This is a genomic window from Paucibacter sp. KBW04 (assembly GCF_003852425.1).
Classification (GTDB): domain Bacteria; phylum Pseudomonadota; class Gammaproteobacteria; order Burkholderiales; family Burkholderiaceae_C; genus Paucibacter_A.
This window is the reverse complement of the sequence record NZ_QAJN01000009.1, coordinates 35,356-56,395: the sequence shown is the minus strand read 5'-3', so window position 1 is coordinate 56,395 and position 21,040 is coordinate 35,356. Positions and strand designations below refer to the sequence as shown.

Annotated in this window: 23 protein-coding genes; 14 read left to right on the top strand and 9 right to left on the bottom strand. The window is 62.5% G+C overall.

The window, feature by feature from the left end:
* Positions 1 to 89 precede the first annotated feature (89 nt).
* Positions 90 to 1,241 carry a hypothetical protein gene (locus DBR47_RS11805; protein WP_197047022.1) on the top strand — a complete coding sequence of 384 codons (1,152 nt, stop codon included), beginning with the start codon at positions 90 to 92 and terminating at the stop codon, positions 1,239 to 1,241.
* Here DBR47_RS11805 and DBR47_RS11800 read toward each other — a convergent pair.
* From DBR47_RS11800 to DBR47_RS11780, 5 genes are all read right to left on the bottom strand, one after another.
* The gene (locus DBR47_RS11800) at positions 1,213 to 2,682 is read right to left on the bottom strand and encodes a deoxyribodipyrimidine photo-lyase (RefSeq protein ID WP_124450219.1); all 1,470 of its coding nucleotides are present in this window, start codon (positions 2,680 to 2,682) and stop codon (positions 1,213 to 1,215) included. The genes DBR47_RS11805 and DBR47_RS11800 overlap by 29 nt on opposite strands.
* Positions 2,683 to 2,738: 56 nt before the next feature.
* Positions 2,739 to 4,856, bottom strand: a complete 2,118-nt coding sequence (locus DBR47_RS11795; protein WP_124450217.1) for a peptidase domain-containing ABC transporter — start codon at positions 4,854 to 4,856, stop codon at positions 2,739 to 2,741.
* 48 nt (positions 4,857 to 4,904) lie between these two features.
* Positions 4,905 to 5,894 (bottom strand): TraB/GumN family protein, encoded by a 990-nt coding sequence (locus DBR47_RS11790; protein WP_124450215.1) that lies wholly within the window; start codon positions 5,892 to 5,894, stop codon positions 4,905 to 4,907.
* Between the two features lie 222 nt (positions 5,895 to 6,116).
* Positions 6,117 to 6,428, bottom strand: a complete 312-nt coding sequence (locus tag DBR47_RS11785; protein ID WP_124450214.1) for a hypothetical protein — start codon at positions 6,426 to 6,428, stop codon at positions 6,117 to 6,119.
* A gap of 47 nt (positions 6,429 to 6,475) precedes the next feature.
* Complete coding sequence (locus DBR47_RS11780; RefSeq protein ID WP_197047020.1) at positions 6,476 to 7,327, bottom strand: HlyD family secretion protein; 852 nt, start codon at positions 7,325 to 7,327, stop codon at positions 6,476 to 6,478.
* Between the two features lie 777 nt (positions 7,328 to 8,104).
* On the opposite strand from DBR47_RS11780, the gene DBR47_RS11775 reads away from it, so the two are divergent.
* Genes DBR47_RS11775 through DBR47_RS11745 form a run of 7 tightly spaced genes read left to right on the top strand, consistent with a single transcriptional unit; the run spans position 8,105 to position 13,523 of the window.
* Positions 8,105 to 8,686: a YqgE/AlgH family protein gene (locus DBR47_RS11775; protein ID WP_124450210.1), complete on the top strand. Its 582-nt coding sequence runs from the start codon at positions 8,105 to 8,107 to the stop codon at positions 8,684 to 8,686.
* Complete coding sequence (gene ruvX / locus DBR47_RS11770; protein WP_124450208.1) at positions 8,683 to 9,081, top strand: Holliday junction resolvase RuvX; 399 nt, start codon at positions 8,683 to 8,685, stop codon at positions 9,079 to 9,081. The genes DBR47_RS11775 and ruvX overlap by 4 nt, the downstream gene beginning before the upstream one ends.
* The gene (gene pyrR, locus DBR47_RS11765; protein WP_124450206.1) at positions 9,078 to 9,578 is read left to right on the top strand and encodes a bifunctional pyr operon transcriptional regulator/uracil phosphoribosyltransferase PyrR; all 501 of its coding nucleotides are present in this window, start codon (positions 9,078 to 9,080) and stop codon (positions 9,576 to 9,578) included. The genes ruvX and pyrR overlap by 4 nt, the downstream gene beginning before the upstream one ends.
* 5 nt (positions 9,579 to 9,583) lie before the next feature.
* Positions 9,584 to 10,546: an aspartate carbamoyltransferase catalytic subunit gene (locus tag DBR47_RS11760; RefSeq protein ID WP_124450204.1), complete on the top strand. Its 963-nt coding sequence runs from the start codon at positions 9,584 to 9,586 to the stop codon at positions 10,544 to 10,546.
* Positions 10,543 to 11,862 (top strand): dihydroorotase, encoded by a 1,320-nt coding sequence (locus DBR47_RS11755; RefSeq protein WP_124450202.1) that lies wholly within the window; start codon positions 10,543 to 10,545, stop codon positions 11,860 to 11,862. The genes DBR47_RS11760 and DBR47_RS11755 overlap by 4 nt, the downstream gene beginning before the upstream one ends.
* Before the next feature lies 1 nt (position 11,863).
* Entirely contained in the window at positions 11,864 to 12,601 is a 738-nt protein-coding gene (locus tag DBR47_RS11750; protein ID WP_124450200.1) for a 1-acyl-sn-glycerol-3-phosphate acyltransferase, read from the top strand.
* Positions 12,602 to 12,623: 22 nt separating this feature from the next.
* A complete protein-coding gene (locus DBR47_RS11745; protein ID WP_124450198.1) occupies positions 12,624 to 13,523 on the top strand; it encodes a ribose-phosphate diphosphokinase in 900 nt (299 codons plus the stop codon).
* On the opposite strand, the gene otnI is transcribed toward DBR47_RS11745, so the two are convergent.
* Both otnI and gpmA read right to left on the bottom strand, forming a co-directional pair.
* Positions 13,495 to 14,289: a 2-oxo-tetronate isomerase gene (gene otnI / locus DBR47_RS11740; protein ID WP_124450196.1), complete on the bottom strand. Its 795-nt coding sequence runs from the start codon at positions 14,287 to 14,289 to the stop codon at positions 13,495 to 13,497. The two genes, DBR47_RS11745 and otnI, sit on opposite strands and share 29 nt — an antisense overlap.
* A gap of 19 nt (positions 14,290 to 14,308) precedes the next feature.
* Complete coding sequence (gpmA, locus tag DBR47_RS11735) at positions 14,309 to 15,052, bottom strand: 2,3-diphosphoglycerate-dependent phosphoglycerate mutase (RefSeq protein WP_124450194.1); 744 nt, start codon at positions 15,050 to 15,052, stop codon at positions 14,309 to 14,311.
* A 143-nt stretch (positions 15,053 to 15,195) separates the two neighbouring features.
* Here gpmA and DBR47_RS11730 point away from each other — a divergent pair, with 143 nt between their 5' ends.
* The 5 genes from DBR47_RS11730 (at position 15,196) to DBR47_RS11710 (ending at position 18,675) form a co-directional block, all read left to right on the top strand.
* On the top strand, positions 15,196 to 15,606 hold the full coding sequence (locus tag DBR47_RS11730; protein ID WP_124450192.1) for a rhodanese-like domain-containing protein: 411 nt from the start codon (positions 15,196 to 15,198) through the stop codon (positions 15,604 to 15,606).
* A gap of 77 nt (positions 15,607 to 15,683) precedes the next feature.
* Positions 15,684 to 15,941: a glutaredoxin 3 gene (gene grxC, locus DBR47_RS11725; RefSeq protein WP_124450190.1), complete on the top strand. Its 258-nt coding sequence runs from the start codon at positions 15,684 to 15,686 to the stop codon at positions 15,939 to 15,941.
* A gap of 121 nt (positions 15,942 to 16,062) precedes the next feature.
* Positions 16,063 to 16,524, top strand: coding sequence for a protein-export chaperone SecB (gene secB, locus DBR47_RS11720; RefSeq protein WP_124450188.1), 462 nt, complete (start codon positions 16,063 to 16,065; stop codon positions 16,522 to 16,524).
* A gap of 134 nt (positions 16,525 to 16,658) precedes the next feature.
* Entirely contained in the window at positions 16,659 to 17,699 is a 1,041-nt protein-coding gene (locus tag DBR47_RS11715; protein WP_124450186.1) for an NAD(P)H-dependent glycerol-3-phosphate dehydrogenase, read from the top strand.
* A gap of 1 nt (position 17,700) precedes the next feature.
* Positions 17,701 to 18,675 (top strand): tripartite tricarboxylate transporter substrate binding protein, encoded by a 975-nt coding sequence (locus tag DBR47_RS11710; RefSeq protein ID WP_231512271.1) that lies wholly within the window; start codon positions 17,701 to 17,703, stop codon positions 18,673 to 18,675.
* A 6-nt stretch (positions 18,676 to 18,681) separates the two neighbouring features.
* Here the strand turns inward: DBR47_RS11710 and trmL are convergent, their stop codons facing one another.
* Entirely contained in the window at positions 18,682 to 19,152 is a 471-nt protein-coding gene (gene trmL / locus DBR47_RS11705) for a tRNA (uridine(34)/cytosine(34)/5-carboxymethylaminomethyluridine(34)-2'-O)-methyltransferase TrmL (protein WP_124450184.1), read from the bottom strand.
* Positions 19,153 to 19,195: 43 nt separating this feature from the next.
* Positions 19,196 to 19,960 (bottom strand): ComF family protein, encoded by a 765-nt coding sequence (locus tag DBR47_RS11700; protein WP_124450182.1) that lies wholly within the window; start codon positions 19,958 to 19,960, stop codon positions 19,196 to 19,198.
* Positions 19,961 to 19,981: 21 nt separating this feature from the next.
* Between DBR47_RS11700 and DBR47_RS11695 the strand changes: the two genes are divergently transcribed.
* The gene (locus tag DBR47_RS11695; RefSeq protein WP_231512270.1) at positions 19,982 to 20,935 is read left to right on the top strand and encodes a biotin synthase; all 954 of its coding nucleotides are present in this window, start codon (positions 19,982 to 19,984) and stop codon (positions 20,933 to 20,935) included.
* Positions 20,936 to 21,040 lie beyond the last annotated feature (105 nt).

Genomic DNA, 21,040 nt, shown 5'->3' with positions numbered 1-21,040 from the left:
TGAGCCCGTCCGGGCTCAGCACGACTTGAAACTGCCTTAGTCTGTCGTCATGTGCTGCCACTGTGCAGCGAGGATGAGGGGCAAGCAGCGTGGCGATCAAGTACAGCAAATTCAGCAAGTCTGGCCAAGGGCGTTTGCTCCTGGCCCTGGGTCTGGCCGCGCTGCTGGGCTTGAGTGCTTGCAAGAGCACGCCGGTGGATCTGAGCCGCGTGCCCACCCAGGCGCAAAGCCAGGACGAAGTCGCGGCCGAGAGCGTCTGGGCCAAGGAGGCCGTGGCCGCCGGGGTGCAGGTGCTGGACATGGACTGGCGCGATCAGGCGCGCGACCGTGCGGTGCCGGTGCGCTTGTACTGGCCCAAGAATGCGCAGCAGGGCCGGGCCGTGCCCTTGGTGCTGTTCTCCCACGGCATCGGCAGCTCGCGGCGCGGCTATAGCTATCTGGGTGCCTATCTGGCGAGCCAGGGCTATGCCAGCCTGCATGTGCAGCATGTGGGCAGCGACCGCCAGCTCTGGTTGGGCAACCCGCTGCAACTGGTGGATCGCCTGCAGACGGCAGCGCGTGAGCAAGAGGCGCTGGCGCGGGTGGCCGACGTCAAGTTCGCGCTGGACCAGCTTTTGCAAAGCGAGCGGGGCGGCTTGATCGACGCCCAGCGCATCGCCGCCGCCGGCCATTCCTACGGCGCCAACACCACCTTGCTGCTGGCTGGCGCCCAGGTGCAGCGCGAGGGCCATGCCCTGGACTTGCGCGAGCCCCGCATCAAGGCCGCCATCCTGATCTCGGCCCCGCCTTTTTATGGTGAGGCCGACAAGGCCAGCATCACCGGCGGCATCCGCATCCCCACCCTGCACATCACCGCCACCGAAGATGTGATCCGCATCCCCGGCTACTACTCCACGGCGCAAGACCGCCTGGCCTTGTTCGAGTTCACCGGCAGCCAAGCCCCGGGGCGCTCCGCCCTCAAAGCCCTGGCCGTGTTTGAGGGGGGCTCGCACAGCATGTTCACCGACCGCGGCCTGACGGGCGGCAGCAGCCTCAACCCGCGCGCCAAGCAGGCCACCAAGGAATTGGCGGCCGCCTTTTTGGATGAGGTCTTGCTGGGCCGCCCCCAGGCCCTGCAGAGCTGGGGCGGGCCTTACCGTGACATCCTGGCGCGCTGGCAAACGCCTTATTCAAGCGGTGTGCAAGGCAGCTTGGCCGAGGCGGCGCCCGTTCTTAAGACTCTGGCAGGGCCCGGCTCTTGACCACCGCATAGCGCGCCAGCGTCAGCGCCCGCGCTTCGTCGTGGCGCACTATTGGGCTCGGGTAGTCGCGCCCCAGCACCAGTCCACAGGCCTGCAATTCCAGCGGCTTGGCCAACCAGGGGGCATGGATCAGTTTGGGCGGCAGCTTGGATAACTGGGGCAGATAGCGCTTGATGAAGCGGCCCTCGGCGTCGAACTTCTCGCTTTGCGTGACCGGGTTGAAGATGCGGAAATAGGGCTGGGCATCGCAGCCGCTCGATGAGGCCCATTGCCAACCGCCGTTATTGGCGGCCAGGTCGAAGTCCAGCAGCTTCTCGGCGAAATAAGCTTCGCCGCGCCGCCAGTCAATGCCAAGGTCCTTGATCAAAAAGCAGGCCGCCACCATGCGCAGGCGGTTGTGCATATAGCCGCTCTGATTGAGCTGCAGCATGGCCGCGTCCACCAGGGGGTAGCCGGTGCGCCCCTCACACCAGGCGGCAAACAGGGCATCGGCGGCCGGGCCGCTCTCCCACTGGATGGCGTCGTACTCGGGCCTAAATGCCTGCCTCATCGCATGGGGATGGTGGTGCATCACCTGGTGATAGAAATCGCGCCAGATCAGTTCCGACAGCCAGACCTCGGCGCCCCGGTCGCCGCCCTGGGCGCGCTGCCAGGCCTCGCGTGCCAAGCGGCGGATGGAGATGGTGCCAAAGCGCAGGTGCACGCTCAGATAGCTAGGGCCTTTGACGGCAGGGAAGTCGCGGGCGCTGTCGTAGCGATCCATGCGCTCCACAAAATCGTCCAACAGGGCCTGTGCGCCTTCGCTGCCTTTGCCCAGCTGAGGGCTGAGGTCCACCGGCTCAAAGCCGATGTCGGCCAGCGTGGGGATGGGCGGGCAGGGTGCAAGCAAAGCCAAGCTCTGGGCATAGCGCTCCACCGGGTAGGCGCGCAGATAGAACTCATCCACCTTGCGCAGCCAGGCGTTCTTGTAGGGGGTGAAGACGCCGTAGGGGCGCATCTGACCCGTCAGCACCTCGCTGCGCTCAAAAATCACATGATCTTTGAAGGACTCAAAAGCACAGGCAAAACTGGCCAGGCGCTGCGCCACCTCGGCGTCACGGCTCAGAGCGGCGGGCTCATCGTCATGGTTGCAAAACACCGCCTGCACGCCCAACTCGGCCGCCAGCCTCGGGATTTCATCCTCCGCCAGGCCGTGGCGCACGATCAGGCCGCTGCCGGGCTGCAAGGCCTTGAGCTGGCCGTCCAAGGACTCCAGGGCCTGCAGGATGAAGAGCACCCGCCGGTCCTGGCGGGGCAGGGGGGCGAGGATGGCTTGGTCCAGCACAAACACGCAGAAGACCTGGCGGGCCGAGCGCAGCGCGTGGTAGAGGGCCGCCTGGTCCTGCGCCCGCAGATCGCGGCGAAACCAGACCAGCGCCCTATCGAATTTTCTTTTCTCCATCCATGGAGTTTCGCTGAGGAATCGGCCTCGCTGGCGAAGGAGGCGCTGCCCGACACTCAGGCCTGCATAGCGGGCTCCGTACTTGCGGGTACGGCCCTGGCCAACTCCATCACTTGCCCCTCTCGTACCATCACCACCCGCTGCGCACCAGCAATGGTCTCAGGCCGGTGGGCGATGATGAGCCGCGTCAAGACCATGCCGCTGAGCGCAGCAGTTACGGCTCGCTCGTTCTGCAAATCCAAGTGACTGGTCGCCTCGTCCAAGGCCAGCACGCGCGGCTGCTTGTACAAAGCCCGCGCCAGCAAGAGCCGCTGCTTTTGCCCGCCCGATAGGCCCGAGCCCAAGTCGCCCACCAGGGTTTGGTAGCCCATGGGCATGCGGCAGATGTCGGCGTGTAACTGCGCCAGCTCAGCGCAGGCCTGGATGCGCGCCTGATCGGGCTGCACATCGAAGAAGGCGATGTTGTCGCTCAAGCTACCGGTGAGCAAAGCGTCCTCCTGCATCACCGTGCCGATCTGGCGGCGGAAGTTCTGCAGGCCCAGCTGGCGTACCGGCATCCCGCCGAAGAGCACCTCGCCCTCGCTGGGTTTGAGCAGGCCCAGCGCAATTTTGAGCAGCGTGGTCTTGCCCGCACCCGAGGGGCCGGTGACGGCCACGCTCTCGCCCGCTTCGATGCGGAAATTGGCTTCTTTGAGAACCCAGGGTTCGCCCTCACCATAGCGAAAGCTCACGTTCTTTAACTCAATGCTGGGCGGCAGGTGGTCTAGTTCATTTGCGAAAATCTCGTCCTTCTCCGGCGGCTCCAGTGCAATATCGGCCAGCCGCTCTGCATGCAGGCTCAGCATCTTGAGTTCCACGCCATAGTTGATCAGGGCCGACACACGGCCGGTGAATTGGCCTTTGTAGGCGATGAAGGCAAACAGCATGCCCACCGTCATGCCCGCGCCGCCACTCATTTGCCCGTCCATGATGAGCTTGGCACCCAACCACAACACTAGCAAGTTCTCCAGGCCAAAGATGAAGGTGTTGGCGAGACCAAAGCCCATGCTCATCTTGGCCGTCCGCAGGTCCAGGTTTTGCACATCAATCACCAGGTTTTGCCACCGCGAGCGGCGCTCTTCCTCGCGGCCATACAGCTTCAAAGGTGTGATGGCGCGCAGGGTCTCCAAAAAATGGGTGTTCTCTTTGGCACTGACCACCAGGCGCTCGGCGGCCACATCACGAAAAGGCCGGTATGACGCCCAGCGCAACAAGCCGTACGCGGCCACGGCACACAGCACTACGGTGGTCAAGGTGGGCGCATATATCAACATCATCACCAGGGCGGCCACAGCCATCAGTCCGTCCAGCACGGCCATTATTGCGGCCGTGGTCAAGGTTCTTTGAATAGCCCCCACGGCGCCAAAGCGCGAGGTGATGTCGCCCAGGTGGCGCTTCTCAAAAAACGACACGGGTAGGCGGATCAAATGGGCAAACACATTGCTTGTCCATTGCAAGCTCAGGGTTTGACTCAGGATGATCACCATCCAAGAGCGCGCCAATCCGATCGCCGTTTGGATGACCAAAAGCAAGCCAAAGCCCCACACCAAAACAGTCAGCAAATCGCGGTCACCGGATGTGAGCACATCGTCCACCACCATCTGATTGAACAGAGGTGCAAGAATGGCGAACATCTCCAGCACCACCGCTACCGCAAAAATTTGTGCCAGCGAACGCTTCAGCCCCAGCACTTTGCCAGTCAGAGCTCGCAATGAAACGCGGGGTGCAGGCGCCTGCGATTTGAACTCTGCGTTAGGTGCTAACTCCAGCGCCACGCCGGTGAAGTGGCGTGAAACCTCAGCCATAGCTAAGCGCCGCTCACCCACCGCGGGGTCCAGGATGAGCACTTTGCCTCGAGACAACTTCTTGAGCACGACGAAGTGGTTCAGGCTCCAATGCAAGATGCAAGGCGTTTGCAACTGATCCAGTTCATCCAGTTCCAGTCGCAGAGGCCGAGAGGAGAAGCCCAAAGTCGCGGCGTAGGTAATGAGTTGCTGGAGATTGGCGCCCCTAAGGCTGACCGGAAAACGGCGGCGTAGTTCGGCCAAATCTTGATGTTGGCCGTGAGCGGCGCAAATCATTGCCAAACAGGCGAGGGCGCATTCGGAAGTTTGAGACTGAAAAATCGGATTCACCGAATCGGCCTAAGGAGATTGCTTCGTTTGGGGAGTTTCTTTAGAAAGTCAATTGTTGCGAGTTGCGCAACCGTTTTTGGTTATCTGATTGCTATCATTGATTAAGTTGCATTCGATTGAATCAATCCGGTCTGTTAGTTTTAGTTCATTCAGAATGCTTCGGTCGCCATAAAAATGATTGACGCCGAAAACAAAAAGTCCGGTTCCAGTGGTTGACATTTCGATTGTTTTGGTGGCTAAATTTCTGTTTCTTGAGTTGGTGAATATTCTTTCTATTTCCGCTGAAGGATAGCCTGTCAATTTTAGATCATTCCAGGGGTCAAGCTCCCTTCCAAAATAGCCCTGTGAAAAGGAATGTATCGTTGCATCGTGCCATTGTTGATATTTTTCAAGACACTTTTCGCAATTTGAGTAGCTAAGTACTGCTGCGGCTGACTCAGCCGCTAGCGCAGCAGGAATTGAATTTAGCGCATCGACTTGATCGCTTGCTTTTTCGACAAAAAGAGGCTGACCACCCTTGCTTTTAATTGCGGCAGAAACAATTGAATCAATGTTGTGTCTGTTTTTGTTGTTCTTATTGATATTTGCTCTGTTTGTGTACATGAGTCCATAGGTTGCAATATATACGGCCTTTAGGCTCCTAAACTTATCAATGGTATTTTTGGATGCATTGTTCTCCAGAAAAAAGCGTTGAACTTGGTTGGCTTGATCATTGCTGAACTCAAATGACCACCCTGAGTCCGAGCCATGAGTCATTTTTTCTTTAGGAATATCTGCGCTTCTTGTGTTGGCTTCGAATGCGATTGCTTGTGTTTGTCGGTCAACAAAAGATTGGATTGCAAGCGCCGTTTTCTCACACAAGGGTACAGTAGCCGCATGGCTTGAAGGTAGTAGGTAAAATTCCTTGCTTGGACCTTTGATGCTAAATACAGGCCATGATGGAAGGCATTCCATTTCGGTTGCATTGGCCATTCCGATTGAATCAAAGAATGTACTTATTGCGCCGAAAAAAAATCGAATGGCAAAGGAGTTCTTCATAATTTTTGTTGAAAATCAGAAAATCAGAAAATCAGAAAATCAGAAAATTTTGTAAATTATGAGATGAGTTTTCGATTTGCTGGATTTTGTGAAGGTAATTTATGTCGCGGCGTGGATTGGAGCTGAATTCATTGCTTAATTTGTAAGTAACAAATTTGTGTTGATTTACTTCGATAGGTAGCGGCATTGAAAATGGCCGCTACCTTTTCTAAGTGCCCGGGTTTACTTAAGGCAATTGGAGCTGCTGAAGAAGCCGTTTAGCGCCCCGCCTGCGTATGTTGCTGCATTTCCCCATGCTAAATTTCCTCCGGGTCCCAGTGGACCCGGCGCATCAGGGCCGCGGTCACCATAACTACCAAGAAAATCCATGCCGGAATTGTGAATATCCTCTAGGCAGTTTCCTCCGTATCCACCGAGCGGGCCATAGTATCGATCCCAATCTACGTTTTTTGGTAGATTCCCTTCCTTGTCCTCAAGCCCCCAACGGTCTCCACCTGCAATTGCAGAAATTTCACCTTTGTTCAATATCTTCATAGTATTTATTCAAGAAAACAGGGTGCGCCCTGAACGCATGCGCAAATTCACTGCACATTCTTTGCATATGTCGCCAAAACTGGCTCCATCATCCATTCCCAAACCCTTCGCCGTTCTTGCTGCACATCTGCCTCTAGCGCCATCCCTGCCTTTAGCGCTGTGGCTTGGCCGTAGGTGGTGATGGTTTGCTGACCCAGGCTCACATTGATTCGATAAAGGGGCTCATTGCTTTGCGCTGCGGCAAGCAAGGCTTGGCCCTGACCTGCAGGTAAATCTTGTGGATTGATGGGGGTATGACTGACGCTGACGACTTGGCCGCGAGCCATGCCAAATTTCTGATACGGGAAGGCGGCGTAGCGCAACCACACCACTTGACCGGGACGTACAAAGCCTGCTGTGCGGCTGGGGGCAAAAAGATGGGCTTCCAAGGGGGCCGTGCTCGCTAAATCGGCAGAATTGCTGCTGACAGGCAGGAGGCTGATTACGGTCTGCCCGGCCTGCACTGCCTGGCCGGGCGAGAGCGTCAGCGCGGAAACTTGGCCCGCCTGTGGGGCGCGGATGCTGAGGCCAGCGCGGGCCTGATCTTCTGTGGCTTCTTGTTCCAGGCTGGCTCGGGCGCGGTCGAGTTGAGCCAGGCTTGTTTGGGTAGCAGTTTGAGCGCTCACAAGTTCTGCCTGCACGCTCTGAATATCGCGTTGCAGTGCCTGGAGATTGCGCTGGGCGCCACGTTCGCGTAACTGCAAGTCCAGCAACTCTTCGCGTTTTTGCTGAGTTTGGGTGGCGGAAACAAAGCCGCTTTTGTCCAACTCAGCAAAGCGCTCGTGGCTTTTGCTGGCAAGTGCGACTCTCACGGCATAGGTTTCAAGGTCTTGCTGGGTTTGGCGTTCTTCGGTCTGCAAGCTACGCAAGCGTTCGGAGAGGGCGGCTTGACGTTGTTGCGCGAGCTGCTGGGTCAGATGCCGCTCGGTGCTCAAGCTAGCAAGGCGTTGAGCAAGGGCCTGGGCATTGAGCAGATGGGCGTCGCCAGAGGAGGTGACGCGTTCGCTTTTGAAGCGCAGCAGGATCTGCCCCTTGGCCACCTCTGCCCCTCATTGACCAGCACTTTATCCAGCACTCCCGCCTGTGACGCAATGAGTTGCATGAGGCCACCGCTGGGCAAGAGTAGCCCGGTCAAGCGAGCTTTGCGGGTGACTTCTCCCCAGATTGCGAAGGCAACTAAGGCTACAGCTAGACAAGCGGCCACGCCGGTTACCCAGGCAAAGCCCAGCGGCGTGCCCAAGCGAATGCTGCCTAGCCACTGTGCTTGGGCTGCTTGCATGACTTCAGGTCGGAACAAAGGCTGATTCACAGACAAACTACTGCTTTGCTTTCGGAGCGGCGTGGTTCGCACGCCTATGGCGGTATTGATACTGGGGCAAGTTCGCCTGGGGTCAGGTCTTGCCCTCAGATCTGGCCGAATCTTCTTTTGCTGCCCCCAACGGCTAGGCCCGTGTAAACCCGTGTTTAAACGGCATGCGAACTGTGAGTTTTGCCTTTGTTTGTGCAGCGCGCCGGCGGGCGGTTGGCGGGCGTTGGCGCCGCTTGCTTGTCGTGCAGTTGCGATCGAATTTTTTTGTGCCGACGGTTTTCTGGTCTGTATGTGGCCGAGGCGTTGGGCGGGCGAATAAAATGCCTGCATGAGCCAAGAAAGCAGCATTGCCCTCGCCAACCAGTTTCTGATCGCAATGCCCGGCATGGCCGATGAGGCTTTTGTGGGCAGCGTGGTCTATCTGTGTGAACACAATGAAAAAGGCGCTCTGGGCCTGGTCATCAACAAACCCATCTCCCTGACCCTGGGCCATCTGTTCGAAAAAGTGGAGCTGAGTCCACCGCAGGACGATCTGGCCGACACCCCGGTGTTCTATGGCGGCCCGGTGCAAACCGAGCGCGGCTTTGTCTTGCATGAACCTCTGGACGCCAAGGGCGGCCATTACAACGCCACGCTCAGCGTGCCCGGCGGCCTGGAGATGACCACCAGCCGCGATGTGCTGGAGGCCTTGTCCAACGGTGCCGGCCCCAAGCGCATCCTCGTCACCCTGGGCTATAGCGGCTGGGCCGCGGGTCAGCTGGAAGAGGAAATCGGCCGCAATGGCTGGTTGACCGTGGCGGCGTCGCCCGAGATTATTTTTGACACCCCGGTGGAGCTGCGCTACGAGCGCGCCCTGGGCCTGCTGGGTGTGGATCCGCGCATGCTGAGCCTTGAGGCCGGCCACGCATGAGCCAGGTCAGTTCAGCGCAGCAGTCTTTTCTGGCCTTTGACTTTGGCACCCGGCGCACCGGCGTGGCCAGCGGCACGCGCTTCACCCAGAGTGCTCAGCCCCTGACGACACTGACCCAGGACGGTGAGGCCCGTATGCAGGCAATCGAAAAGCTGATCAAGGAATGGCAGCCCGCGGCCCTGGTGATTGGCCTGCCGCGCCATCCCGACGGTGCCGAGCATGAAATGACCCTGCGGGCGCGCAAATTTGGCCGCCAGCTGCGCCGCTTCGGCCTGCCCGTGCACGAGGTGGACGAACGCTACACCTCGGTCGAGGCCGAGAGCTATGGCGCGCGCGATGTGGACGCCACCGCGGCCGCCCTGATTCTTGAACAATTCTTTCGGGAGAATCCATGAGCTCACTCTTGCTGAACGCGGAGGCGCTGTACAGCGACCTGGCCGCCGGCGTGCAAAAACTGCTGCGCCCCGATGCCGCCCTGGTGGGCATTTGGTCCGGCGGCGCCTGGTTGGCCGAGCGTCTGCAGCGCGATCTGGGCCTGGCCGGCGCCTCGGGCGTGATCTCCAGCTCCCTGCACCGGGATGACTTCGGCTCGCGTGGCATGTCCGCCAGCGCCGATCACACCAAGCTGCCTTTTGACGTCAACGGCCGCCACCTGATCCTGATCGACGATGTGCTCTACACCGGCCGCACCACGCGTGCCGTGTTGAATGAATTGTTCGACTTCGGCCGCCCCGCCAGCGTCACCCTGGCCGTGCTGGTGGACCGTGGCGGCCGCGAGCTGCCTATCGAGCCTGCTTTCTCCGCCGCCCGCATCCACCTGGATGCCGCCCAACGCCTGAGCCTCGCCAAAGACGAGGCGGGCCGCTTCAGCTTTGAAGTCCAGGAAGGCTGACCCCTATGCTGTCCAAACGAAACCCCCAACTCAATAAGCATGGCGAGCTGATCCATCTGCTCTCCGTGGAAGGCCTGCCCCAGGCCATCATTCATCAAATCCTTGACACGGCCGGCACTTTCTTGTCGGTCAATGATCGCGAGGTCAAGAAGGTGCCCTTGCTGCGCGGCAAGTCGGTGTTCAATCTCTTTTTTGAGAACAGCACCCGCACACGCACCACTTTTGAGATCGCGGCCAAGCGCCTGTCGGCCGATGTGCTGAATCTGGACATCGCGCGCAGCTCCACCGCCAAGGGCGAGACGCTGTTGGACACGGTGGCGAACCTGAGCGCCATGCACGCCGATATGTTTGTCGTGCGTCACAGCGAGTCGGGCGCGCCCTATCTGATCGCCCAGCATTGCGCCCCGCATGTGCATGTGGTGAACGCCGGTGACGGTCGCCATGCCCACCCGACCCAAGGCCTGCTGGATATGTACACCATCCGGCATTTCAAGAAGGACTTCCGCAATCTGACGGTGGCCATCGTCGGCGATATCGTGCACTCGCGCGTGGCCCGCTCGGACATCCATGCCCTGAACATCCTGGGCGTGCCCGAGATTCGCGCCGTCGGCCCCAAGACCCTGGTGCCCGGCGATCTGCGCGAGATGGGCGTGCGCGTCTGCCACGATATGGCCGAGGGCGTGAAGGACGCCGACGTCATCATCATGCTGCGTCTGCAAAACGAGCGCATGAGCGGCGCCATGCTGCCCAGCGCCGGTGAGTTCTTCAAGAACTTTGGCCTCACGCCCGAGAAGCTGGCCCTGGCCAAGCCCGACGCCATCGTCATGCACCCCGGCCCCATCAATCGCGGCGTGGAGATTGCCTCCACCGTGGCCGACGGCTTGCAAAGCGTGATCCTGCCCCAAGTGACCTTCGGCATCGCCGTTCGCATGGCCGTGATGTCCATCCTCGCCGGAAACGAAGCATGAAGATTTTGATTAAGAACGGTCGACTGATCGACCCCGCCTCCGGCCTGGACCGCATCGGTGATCTGGCCATCGCCAACGGCCGCATCGTCGCCCTGGGAGAGCCCACCGAATTCGCAGCCGACCGCGTCATCGACGCGACGGGCCTGATCGTCGCCCCCGGCCTGGTGGACCTGGCCGCGCGTCTGCGCGAGCCCGGCCATGAGCATGAAGGCATGCTGGAGAGCGAGCTGGCGGCGGCAGCCGCCGGTGGCGTCACCAGCCTGGTCTGCCCGCCGGACACCGAGCCGGTGCTGGACGAGCCCGGCCTGGTTGAGATGCTCAAATTCCGCGCTCGCAAGCTGAGCCGCTGCCGGCTCTTCCCCTTGGGTGCGCTAACCAAAAATCTGAGCGGCGACTCGCTGACCGAGATGGCCGAGCTGACCGAGGCCGGTTGCATCGGCTTCTCCCAAGCCGAATCGCCCATCCGCGACACCTTGGTGCTGCAACGCGCCCTGATGTATGCGGCCACCTATGGCTATACCGTCTGGCTGCGCCCGCAGGACGCCTGGCTGTCGGGCGGCGTGGCGGCCAGCGGCGCGGTGGCGACAAGGCTGGGCCTCTCCGGCGTGCCGGTGATGGCCGAGACCGTGGCCTTGCACACGATTTTTGAGTTGATGCGCAGCACCGGCGCGCGGGTTCACCTCTGCCGCATCAGCAGCGCCGCCGGCGTGGAGCTGGTGCGTGCGGCCAAGCGTGAGGGCCTGGCCGTGACGGCCGATGTGTCCATCAACTCCCTGCATCTGACCGATGTGGACATTGGCTACTTCAACCCCGCCCTGCGTCTGACGCCGCCGGTGCGCCAGGGCCGCGACCGCGACGCCCTACGCGCAGGTTTGGCCGACGGCACGCTGGACGCGCTGGTGAGCGATCACATGCCCGTAGGCGCGGACGAGAAGAACGTGCCCTTCGCCGAAGCCACGCCCGGTGCCACCGGCCTGGAGCTGCTCTTGAGCCTGGCCCTGCGCTGGGCGCGGGATCAGGGCCTGAGCGAGCTGGACGCCTTGCGTGCCGTCACCGCTGGGCCGGTGAGCGTGCTGGGTCATTCCCTGGGTTCCTTGTCGGCCAGCGCCGGTCGCCTGGTCCAAGGCGGTGTGGCCGATGTCTGCGTGTTCGATGCGAACGCGCACTGGGCCGTCACGCCCGAGGCCTTGAGCAGCCAGGGCAAGCACACGCCTTTTGCCTTTGAGACCAGCGGCTTTGAGCTGCCGGCTCGTGTGCGGGCCACGGTGGTGGCCGGGCATATCGCCTTCGAGGCTCAGCCAGGCAGCGCGGCCTGAGATGCGCGGCCTGATCGGCATCTGGCGCTTGCTGCGCCTGGGCTTGCACATCCTGCAGGCGCTGTACCTGATCCAGCTGCGCTTTGCGGGCATGAGCCCGGCTGAGCGGCATAGTCGGATCAAACGCTGGTCGGGCCAGACGCTGAGGATTCTTGGCGTGAGCCTGGAGACCACGGGCACGCCAAGGCCCGGAGCCAAGCTGATCGTCGCCAACCACGTCTCCTGGCTGGACATCGCCGCTGTGCACGCGGTCGTGCCCGAGGCGAGATTTGTCTCCAAGGCCGATGTCAAACATTGGCCGGTGGTGGGCTTGCTGGTGGGCGGCGTGGGCACTTTGTTCATCGAACGCAGCAGCAAGCGCGACGCCTTGCGGGTGGTGCACCAGATGGCCGATGCCCTCAAGAACGGTGACACGGTGGCGGTCTTTCCCGAGGGGACGACCGGCGCCGGGCCCGAGCTGCTGCCTTTTCACGGCAATCTCTTGCAGGCGGCCATCGCCACGGAAGTGCCCTTGCAGCCCGTGGCCCTGCGCTGGCATGAGCCGGGGCAGCGCTTCAGCACGGCGGCTCAGTTCATCGGCGGCACGACAATTGTGCAAAGCCTGTGGATGGTGGCCAAGGCGCAGGGCATGGGGGTGAGGGTGGATGTGCTGGGCTCCTTGAGCTGCAACCATGCCGACCGCCGCGCCATGGCCGAGCATGTGCGTAATCAGATCAATGAGGGGCTGGCGCTTCACTGAGCCTTCAGAGGGAGAACCTTCGATGACGACACAAACCGTGTTGCTAGCTTTTGAGGAAGAGGCCGCGCTGGGCCAAGAATTGGCCCAGGCACTGAACGTGGAAGTTGGCCTGATCCAGCGCCATCGTTTCCCTGACGGCGAGCTACGCCTGGTCTTGCCCAAGCCCCTGCCGCACACGGTCTTGCTGTTGCGCGGCCTGCAGCAGCCGAATGAAAAGCTGACCGAGCTGATGATTGCCGCGCCCACCGCGCGCGAGCTGGGCGCCCAGCGCCTGCTCTTGGTTTCGCCCTACCTGGCCTATATGCGCCAGGACATGGAGTTCACGCCCGGCGAGGCCGTCAGCCAGCGCCATATCGCGCGCTTGCTGAGTCATTTCTTCGACCACGTCATCACCCTGGACCCCCATCTGCACCGCATCAACAGCCTGGACGAGGTGATGCCTGCTGGTGCCGGCATTGCGCTCTCGGCCGCGCCCCTGCTGGGGGCCTGGGTGGCGGACAAGGTGCCCGGCGCCGTTTTGATTGGCCCCGATGAAGAGTCTGCCCAATGGGTGCGCGAGGCGGCACAAAGCAGTGGCCTGGACTTCGGCGTGGGCCGCAAGGTGCGTCACGGCGATCGAGACGTCACGCTGGCCCTGCCCGACATCGATGTGCAGGGCCGGCCCGTGGTCCTGCTGGACGATATGGCCTCCACCGGCCGCACCCTAATCGGCGCGGCTCAGGGCTTGCTGGCGCGGGGTGCGTCGTCCATCGACGTGGCCGTGACCCATGCCTTGTTCAATGGCTCGGCCATTGCCGATTTGCATGCCGCGGGCGTGCGCCATGTCTGGAGCAGCAATAGCGTGCCCCATGCCAGCAACGCGGTCAGCATCACGCCCTTGCTGGCGACAACGATCAAGTCTTTATTGGCTGCCAAGGCCTGAGCCAAGCCAAACCGCCGCTGGTGGCACCGCGCGGCCGGTACTCACAGCCCACATGGCCGGCATAGCCTAGCTCGTCGAGCAGGGCCAATAAGTGCTCGGCCCGCAGCTCACCCTGATCGGGCTCTTGGCGCGCCGGCACACCGGCGATCTGCACATGGGCCAAGAGGCCTGACTCGAAATTCAAGCGCAGCTGGGTCGAGACATCGCCCTGGCTGATCTGGCAGTGGTAGAGGTCCATCTGCAAGCGCAGATTGGGGGCGCCAACGGCTTGGATCAGCTCACGCGCCTGCTCCTGGCGCTGCAGAAAATAGCCCGGCATATCGCGGCCGTTGATGGGCTCGATGCAGAGCTGCACGCCCAGCCGGGCGGCCAGAGCGGCGGCCCAGCGCAGATTGGCGATATAGCGCTGACGGGCTGCTTCAGCGTCATCATCCGCCGCCAAGAGCCCCGCCATCACATGGATGCGCGGGCAGGCCAGAGCCGCAGCGTAGCTGAGCGCTTGGGTCATGCCGGCCTTGAACTCGGCCTCGCGCTCGGCCAGACAAGCCAGGCCGCGCTCGCCCGCCGCCCAGTCCCCCGGCGGGGCGTTGAAGAGCACCAGGCGCAGGCCATGACGCTTCAGCAGGTCGCCAAACTCGGCAGGCGAGAGCTCGTAGGGAAAGAGGATTTCGACGGCCTCAAAACCGTCGGCCGCCGCCGCCGCAAAACGTTCTCGCAAACCATGCTCCGGGTAGAGCATGCTGAGATTGGCCGCAAAACGGGGCATGGGCCGAAGGCCTTGGCGATTAGGCCTTGCCCTGGCTGGCCACCGCGGCGGCAGCTTTGGCCGCAGCCTCGGCATCACCCAGGTAATAGCTCTTGATGGGCTTGAGGTTCTCGTCCAACTCGTAGACCAAGGGGATACCGTTGGGGATGTTGACGCCCACGATGGCGTCGTCGGCGATATTGTCCAGATACTTGACCAGGGCGCGGATGCTATTGCCGTGGGCGGCGATGACGACGCGCTTGCCCAGCTTGATGGCCGGCGCCACGCTGTCGTTCCAGAAAGGCAGCACGCGCTCGACCGTGTCCTTCAGGCACTCGGTCAGCGGGATGTCCTGCGGGTTCATCTTGGCGTAGCGCACATCGCTGCGCTCGCTGCGGGCATCCGTGGCTTCCAGGGCCGGCGGTGGGGTGTCATAGCTGCGGCGCCACACCAGCACCTGCTCATCACCAAATTTCTTGGCCGTCTCGCCCTTGTTCAGGCCTTGCAGGGCGCCGTAATGGCGCTCGTTCAGACGCCAGCTATGCACCACCGGCAGCCAGGTGCGGTCCATCTGATCCAGGGTGTGCCACAGCGTCCAGACGGCGCGCTTGAGCATGGAGGTGTAGGTGATGTCGAAGTCGAAGCCAGCCTCCTTGAGCAGGCGACCGGCTTGCTTGGCCTGTTCGACGCCCGTGGGGGTCAGGTCGACGTCGGTCCAGCCGGTGAAGCGGTTTTCGAGATTCCAGGTGGATTCGCCATGGCGAATGAGCACGAGTTTGTACATGGACTGATGGTTTCGCTGAAGGTTCGCTAGTGATGCGTGGACAACTCTGATCGAGGCTGATCCACCGTGGGTCGTGGCCATTCTATCGAGCGGCTTGACGGGCCTTTCTATAATCGCGTTTTTCCATCCTTCGGACGCACCCCTTGAAATTCTTGCTCGACAACTGGATTTTGGTTTTGGCCGCCCTGACGTCCGGCGGCCTTCTGCTTTGGCCCACCCTGGCGCGTAGCAGCCAAGGCAAGGCGCTGACCACGGCCGAGGCGGTTCGCCTGGTCAATCGCGAGAAGGCCGTGCTGATCGATGTTTGCGAGCCCGCCGAGTTCGCCGCAGGCCATGTGGCCGGTGCGCGCAATATTCCGCTTGCCTCATTGGAAGGACATAAGTCCTTGCCCAGCAACAAGGCCTTGCCCCTGGTGGTGTTGTGCCAGAGCGGCGCACGCGCCGCCCGCGCTGCCGGCACACTGCGCAAGCTGGGCTATGAAAACGCCCAGCCCCTGGCAGGCGGCTTGAACGCTTGGCGTGAAGCCAATCTGCCGGTCGAGAAGAGCGCCTAAGCCCACACCCCTTGGCACAAAGCCGGGCTCGCGGGCCCGGTTTTGTTTTGACACCAGAGATTGATTGAGGACCAGCCATGGCTGCCGTGAAGATGTACACCACCCAGGTCTGCCCCTACTGCATTCGGGCCAAGGCCTTGCTGAAGCAGCGCGGGGTGGAGCAGATCGAAGAAGTGCGTATCGATCTGGACCCGGCCGCACGCGACGCGATGATGAGCCTGACCGGTCGCCGCACCGTGCCGCAGATCTTCATCGGCGACACCCATGTGGGTGGCTGCGACGATTTGATCGCCCTGGACCAGCGCGGCGGCCTGCAGCCTTTGCTGCAAGCCTGAGGGCGGCCCCGCCTTTCTCAAGAGCGGGCAGACCCCCGGACAAGAGTCATGAACGCTGCGCCATAATCGCTGCGCAAGCCCGAGCTGTAAGCCTCGGGCCTCACTTTTTTTGGAAAACACCATGGCCGAAGAGAACAACACCCCCGTATTCCAGATTCAGCGCATGTATCTGAAGGATCTGTCGCTGGAGCAACCCAATGCACCGCAGATCCTGCTGGAGCAAACCCAGCCGCAAGTCGACATCAACCTGGCTCTGTCGGCTGAGCCGGTGGCCGAGGGCGTGTTCGAAGTCTGCGTGACCGCCACCGTGACCACCAAGGTCGGCGAGAAGACCCTGTTCCTGATCGAGGCCAAGCAAGCCGGCATCTTCGAGATCCGCAACGTGCCCCAAGAGCAGGTCGAAGGCATTCTGGGCATCGTCTGCCCGCAGATGATTTACCCCTATCTGCGCGCCATCGTGTCGGACGTCTGCACCCGCGCTGGCTTCCCGCCCGTGCTGCTGTCGGAAGTCAACTTCCAGGCCATGTTCGAAGCTCAGCAAGCCCAGCGCGAAGCCGCCGAAGCTGCTCCCACGCTCAACTAAGCACGAGTGCCTGGCCCCACCATCGCCCAAAAGCGAGTGGGGTTTGCGCGAATCCAAACAGACGCCCTCACTGAGTCTCAGTCGGGGCGTTTGTCTTTCAATCCAGTCTTTTCGATCAGCCAATTTCTGCCAGCATGAAGATCAGCGTTTTAGGGGCGGGCGCCTGGGGTACGGCCCTGGCCATCCAGGCGGCCGCGCGCCACGAGGTGGTGTTGTGGGCGCGTGATGCGGCGGCGGTTGAGGCCATGCGCGCCCAAGGCCGCAACAGCCACTACCTGCCTGAAGCCGCGCTGCCGCCCAGCTTGGCGCTCGAGTCCGATCTGGCCTTGGCCGTGGCGCATGCCACCCAGGTGCATGAGGCGGGCGAGGAGCGCGGCCTGATCATCGTGGCCACGCCCATGGCGGCCCTGCGCGCCATGCTGGCCGGTCTGCCGGACGGTGCGCGGGTGCTGTGGTTGTGCAAAGGCTTTGAGGCCGGCACCGGTCTGTTGGGTCATGAGATCGCCCGCCAGGTGCAGCCGCGTCTGCGGGTGGGGATTTTGTCGGGCCCCAGCTTCGCGCAGGAGGTGGCTGCCGGCCAGCCCACCGCCCTGGTGGCGGCCAGCGAGGACGAGGCCCTGGCCTTGGCCGCGGTCGAGGCCTTCCACAGCGAGCGCCTGCGGGTCTATACCTCCAACGATCCGGTGGGCGTGGAGGTGGGCGGGGCCGTCAAAAATGTGATGGCGATTGCCGTGGGCACGGCCGATGGCCTGCGCCTGCGGGCCGAGCGGGCCGGTGAGATTGGCGATGCGCCGGGCCTGAACGCCCGCGCCGCCCTGATCACCCGTGGCCTGGCCGAGATGCTGCGTCTGGGCCTGGCACTAGGCGCACGCGGCGAGACCTTTATGGGCCTCTCGGGCATGGGTGATCTGGTGCTGACGGCCACGGGGGATTTGTCGCGCAACCGCCGCGTCGGCCTGCTGCTGGCCGAAGGCCTGCCGCTGGCGCAGATTCTGCGCGATCTGGGTCATGTGGCCGAGGGTGTTTACAGCGCGCCCACGGTTTTGGCCCGGGCCCAGGCCAAGGGTGTGGACATGCCCATCACCGCCGCCGTGGTGGCCGTGCTGGAGGGGCGATTGAGCCCGGCCGAGGCGGTCGAACTCTTGATGAGCCGGCAGTCGCGGGCGGAAATCTGAGATGAAGGGTCCGCGCCGCCGTGATCTGCTGCTGGGCAGCGCCGCCTTGCTGGCCACGGGCTTTGCGGGAGCAGAGACTTGGCCCGCAAGGCCTATCAAATTAATCGTGCCCTTTCCCGGCGGCAGCTCGCCCGATATCGTGGCGCGGGCTCTGGCCGAGCCCTTGTCCAAGGCGCTGGGCCAGGTGCTGATCATCGACAACCGCCCAGGCGCCGGCGGCAATATCGGCACCGCGGTGGCGGCCAAGTCCGCAGCCGATGGCTACACGTTTTTGTTGACCATTCAGGGCCCCTTGGTGACGGCGCCCTTGCTGAATAAGCGTCTGCCTTACGACCCCGTCAAGGACTTGTTGCCACTATGCCTGGTGGCCTCCTCGCCCAATGTGTTGGTGGTGGACCCCAAGCTGGGGGCCAAGAGCCTGGCCGAGTTTGTGCGGGTGGCCAAGGCGGCCAAGGGTGGCCTTAATTACGGCAGCGTGGGCAATGGCAGTGCGGCCCATCTGGCCATGGAGTCTTTCAAGAGCCGGGCCGGTTTGGATTTGACCCATGTGCCCTATGCCGGCTTCCCCCAGGTGGTGAATGCATTGCTGGCCGGGCAGGTCCAGGCGGCCATTGTGGTGCCCGGTCAGGCCATGGGCCAGGTCAAGGCGGGCAAGCTCAATGCCCTGGGCCTCACCAGCCTGGGGCGGGTGGCCTCATTGCCCGAGTTGCCGACGCTGGCCGAGCAAGGTTTTGCGGGCTTTGAGGCGATCTCCTGGCAGGCCTTGCTGGCACCGGCCGGCACGCCCGCGGCCATCGCGCGCCGCTTCAGCGAGGCGGCCCAGGCCATCATTCGCAGCGAGGCCTTTCGGGCGCGCCTGCTGACGCAGTATTTCAGCGCCATCGGCGGCTCGGCGGAGGCCCTGAGTTTGCAGATGCGGGAAGACCGCCAGCGCTGGGCCCAGCTGATCCAGGCGGCCAAGATTCAGGGCGATTGAACGGCTTCAGACGCTGCCCTGGTAGCCGTTCTGGCGCCAGGCCTCGAACACGGCCACGGCCACGCTATTGCTCAGATTGAGGCTGCGTTGATCCGGCCGCATGGGCAGGCGCACTCTTTGTTCAAGCGGGAACTGCTCGCGCAGCTCGGGCGGCAGCCCGGCGGTTTCGGAGCCAAAAACGAAGAAATCACCGGGCTGCCAGCCAACCTCGGCAAAGGGCCGGCTGCCACGCGTGGTGAAGGCAAACAGCCGGCTAGGCTCGGGCCGGACTTGCTCCAGAAAGGCCTGCCAGCTGGCATGGCGCAGAACGGCGGTGTACTCGTGATAGTCCAGGCCCGCGCGCTGCAGCAGGCGGTCTTCCATGGAAAAGCCCAGGGGCTCGATCAGATGCAGCGTGCAGCCGGTGTTGGCGGCCAGGCGGATGATGTTGCCGGTATTGGGCGGGATTTCTGGCTGGACCAGAACGATGTGGAACATGGTGTGTTGAGACGGGAATGGGGAAAAAGTGCAGCGCTTATCTTCAATCGCTGCCGGCTTGCGGGGTGCGTGCCACCACCCAGGCTTGCACCTGGGCTGCGCCGGCTTGACGTAGGACGCGGGCGATCTCGAACAAGGTCTCGCCACTGGTCATCACATCGTCCAGCAAGGCCACATGGGCGCCGCGCAAATCACCGGCTCGCCTGGGCTCCAGCGCAAACGCGCGTTTGACATTGGCGGCCCGTTCCTTGAGCGTCAGGCTGGCTTGTTGGGCGGTGTGCCGCACGCGCAGCAGCAGATCAGGCTCACACTGTAGCTTGCGCCGACGGGCCAGGCTGCGGGCCAGCTCGAAACTCTGGTTGTAACCCCGCTCGCGCAAGCGCTCCGGCGTCAGCGGCACCGCCAAAAGCCAGTCGGGGCGCTCGGCCTGCGCTTCGTCCAGGGCTTGTTCCAGGCGCTCCAGCAGGGTTTCGCGCAGCTCGATGGCTTGATGAAATTTGTAGTGCTGGAGCAAGCCGTCCCAGGGAAAGCTGTAGTCCAGGGCGGCGATGCAGCGCGCCAGCGGCGGTGGAATCTTGAGGCAGTTGCCGCAGCGGGGCTGGGTTCGCCAGCGCCAGTTGCTGAGGCCCGCAGGGAGATGCAAGGCGCAGGTCCAGCAGCGTAGAGCCGGCTGTGCATAACGCTGCAGGCACTCGCCGCAGACATGCTGGCTGGACCAGGCCCGACAGACCGCGCATTGGCCAGGGCAACGCATCAGCACCCGTTCCACCAAAGCGGGTTTGCTCGGGGCCAAAGGTTGGGCCGACATGGGCTCAATATACTGCCGGCCATGCATTCCAAGTCTCCTAATCCGTTCGACGAGCAGGGCCTGCTCGCGGGCGGCACCACCGCCAAAACCCCGGCCAGGGCGCAGGCGCTCGATCCTCAGGCGGTACGCCGCCATCGCCGCCGCCTGAGCCGGGCTGAGGCCAGCCCCTGGCTGCACGAAGAAGTCGCCCGCCGCATGGCGGAGCGCTTGAGCTATATCAAACTGCAGCCGCAGCAGATTCTGCAGTGGTCACCCTTTTTGGGGGCCGGAAGCGCCGAGTTGGCGCAGGCCTATCCGCAAGCGCGCCAGGTTTTGGTGGAGAGCGAGCCCGAGCTGTTCGCCCGCACCAGCGCACTCCATAAAAGACCTTGGTGGCAGGCCTGGAAGAGCGCTGCGGCGGCCCAGGTGCTGGCGCCCCAGGACTTGGCCGGCCAGCAATTCCAGCTTTTGTGGGCCAATATGGACCTGCACACCCACGCCGAGCTGCCACAAATCCTCTCGCTTTGGAATTCCAGCCTGGCGGTGGATGGCTTTGTGATGTTTTCTTGCCTCGGTCCGGACAGTTTTGTCGAATTGCGTCGCCTCTTTGAGACAAAGGGCTGGGGTCGCGCCGGGCCGGAATGGTGGGATATGCACGATATTGGCGACTTGTTGGTGCAAGCCGGTTTTGGCGACCCGGTGATGGACCAGGAGCGTATCCATCTGACTTGGGGCGACCCGCGATCCTTGCTCAAGGATTTGCGCGCTTTGGGCGGGAACATCGCGCCCACGCGCTTTGTGGGCTGTCGAGGCAAGACCTGGCACCGCGAATTGCTGCAAGCGCTGGAGTCATTGAGAGGGCCGGACGGCCGTCTCAAGCTCAGCGTGGAGATTGTTTATGGCCATGCCTTCAAGCCACCGCCGAGGCTGCGCGTCAGCCCGGAGACCAGCGTGACGCTGGACCAGATGCGGGCAATGGTCCGAAAAACAAGCTGAGTCGGCGCTGAATGAGGGGAAGCCATCCCCTTAATCGCACAAACGCTAGGCTAAACTCGCGGCCGACCTATGTGTCTACCGAGTTTAGCCAGGGCTTGCGTCAGC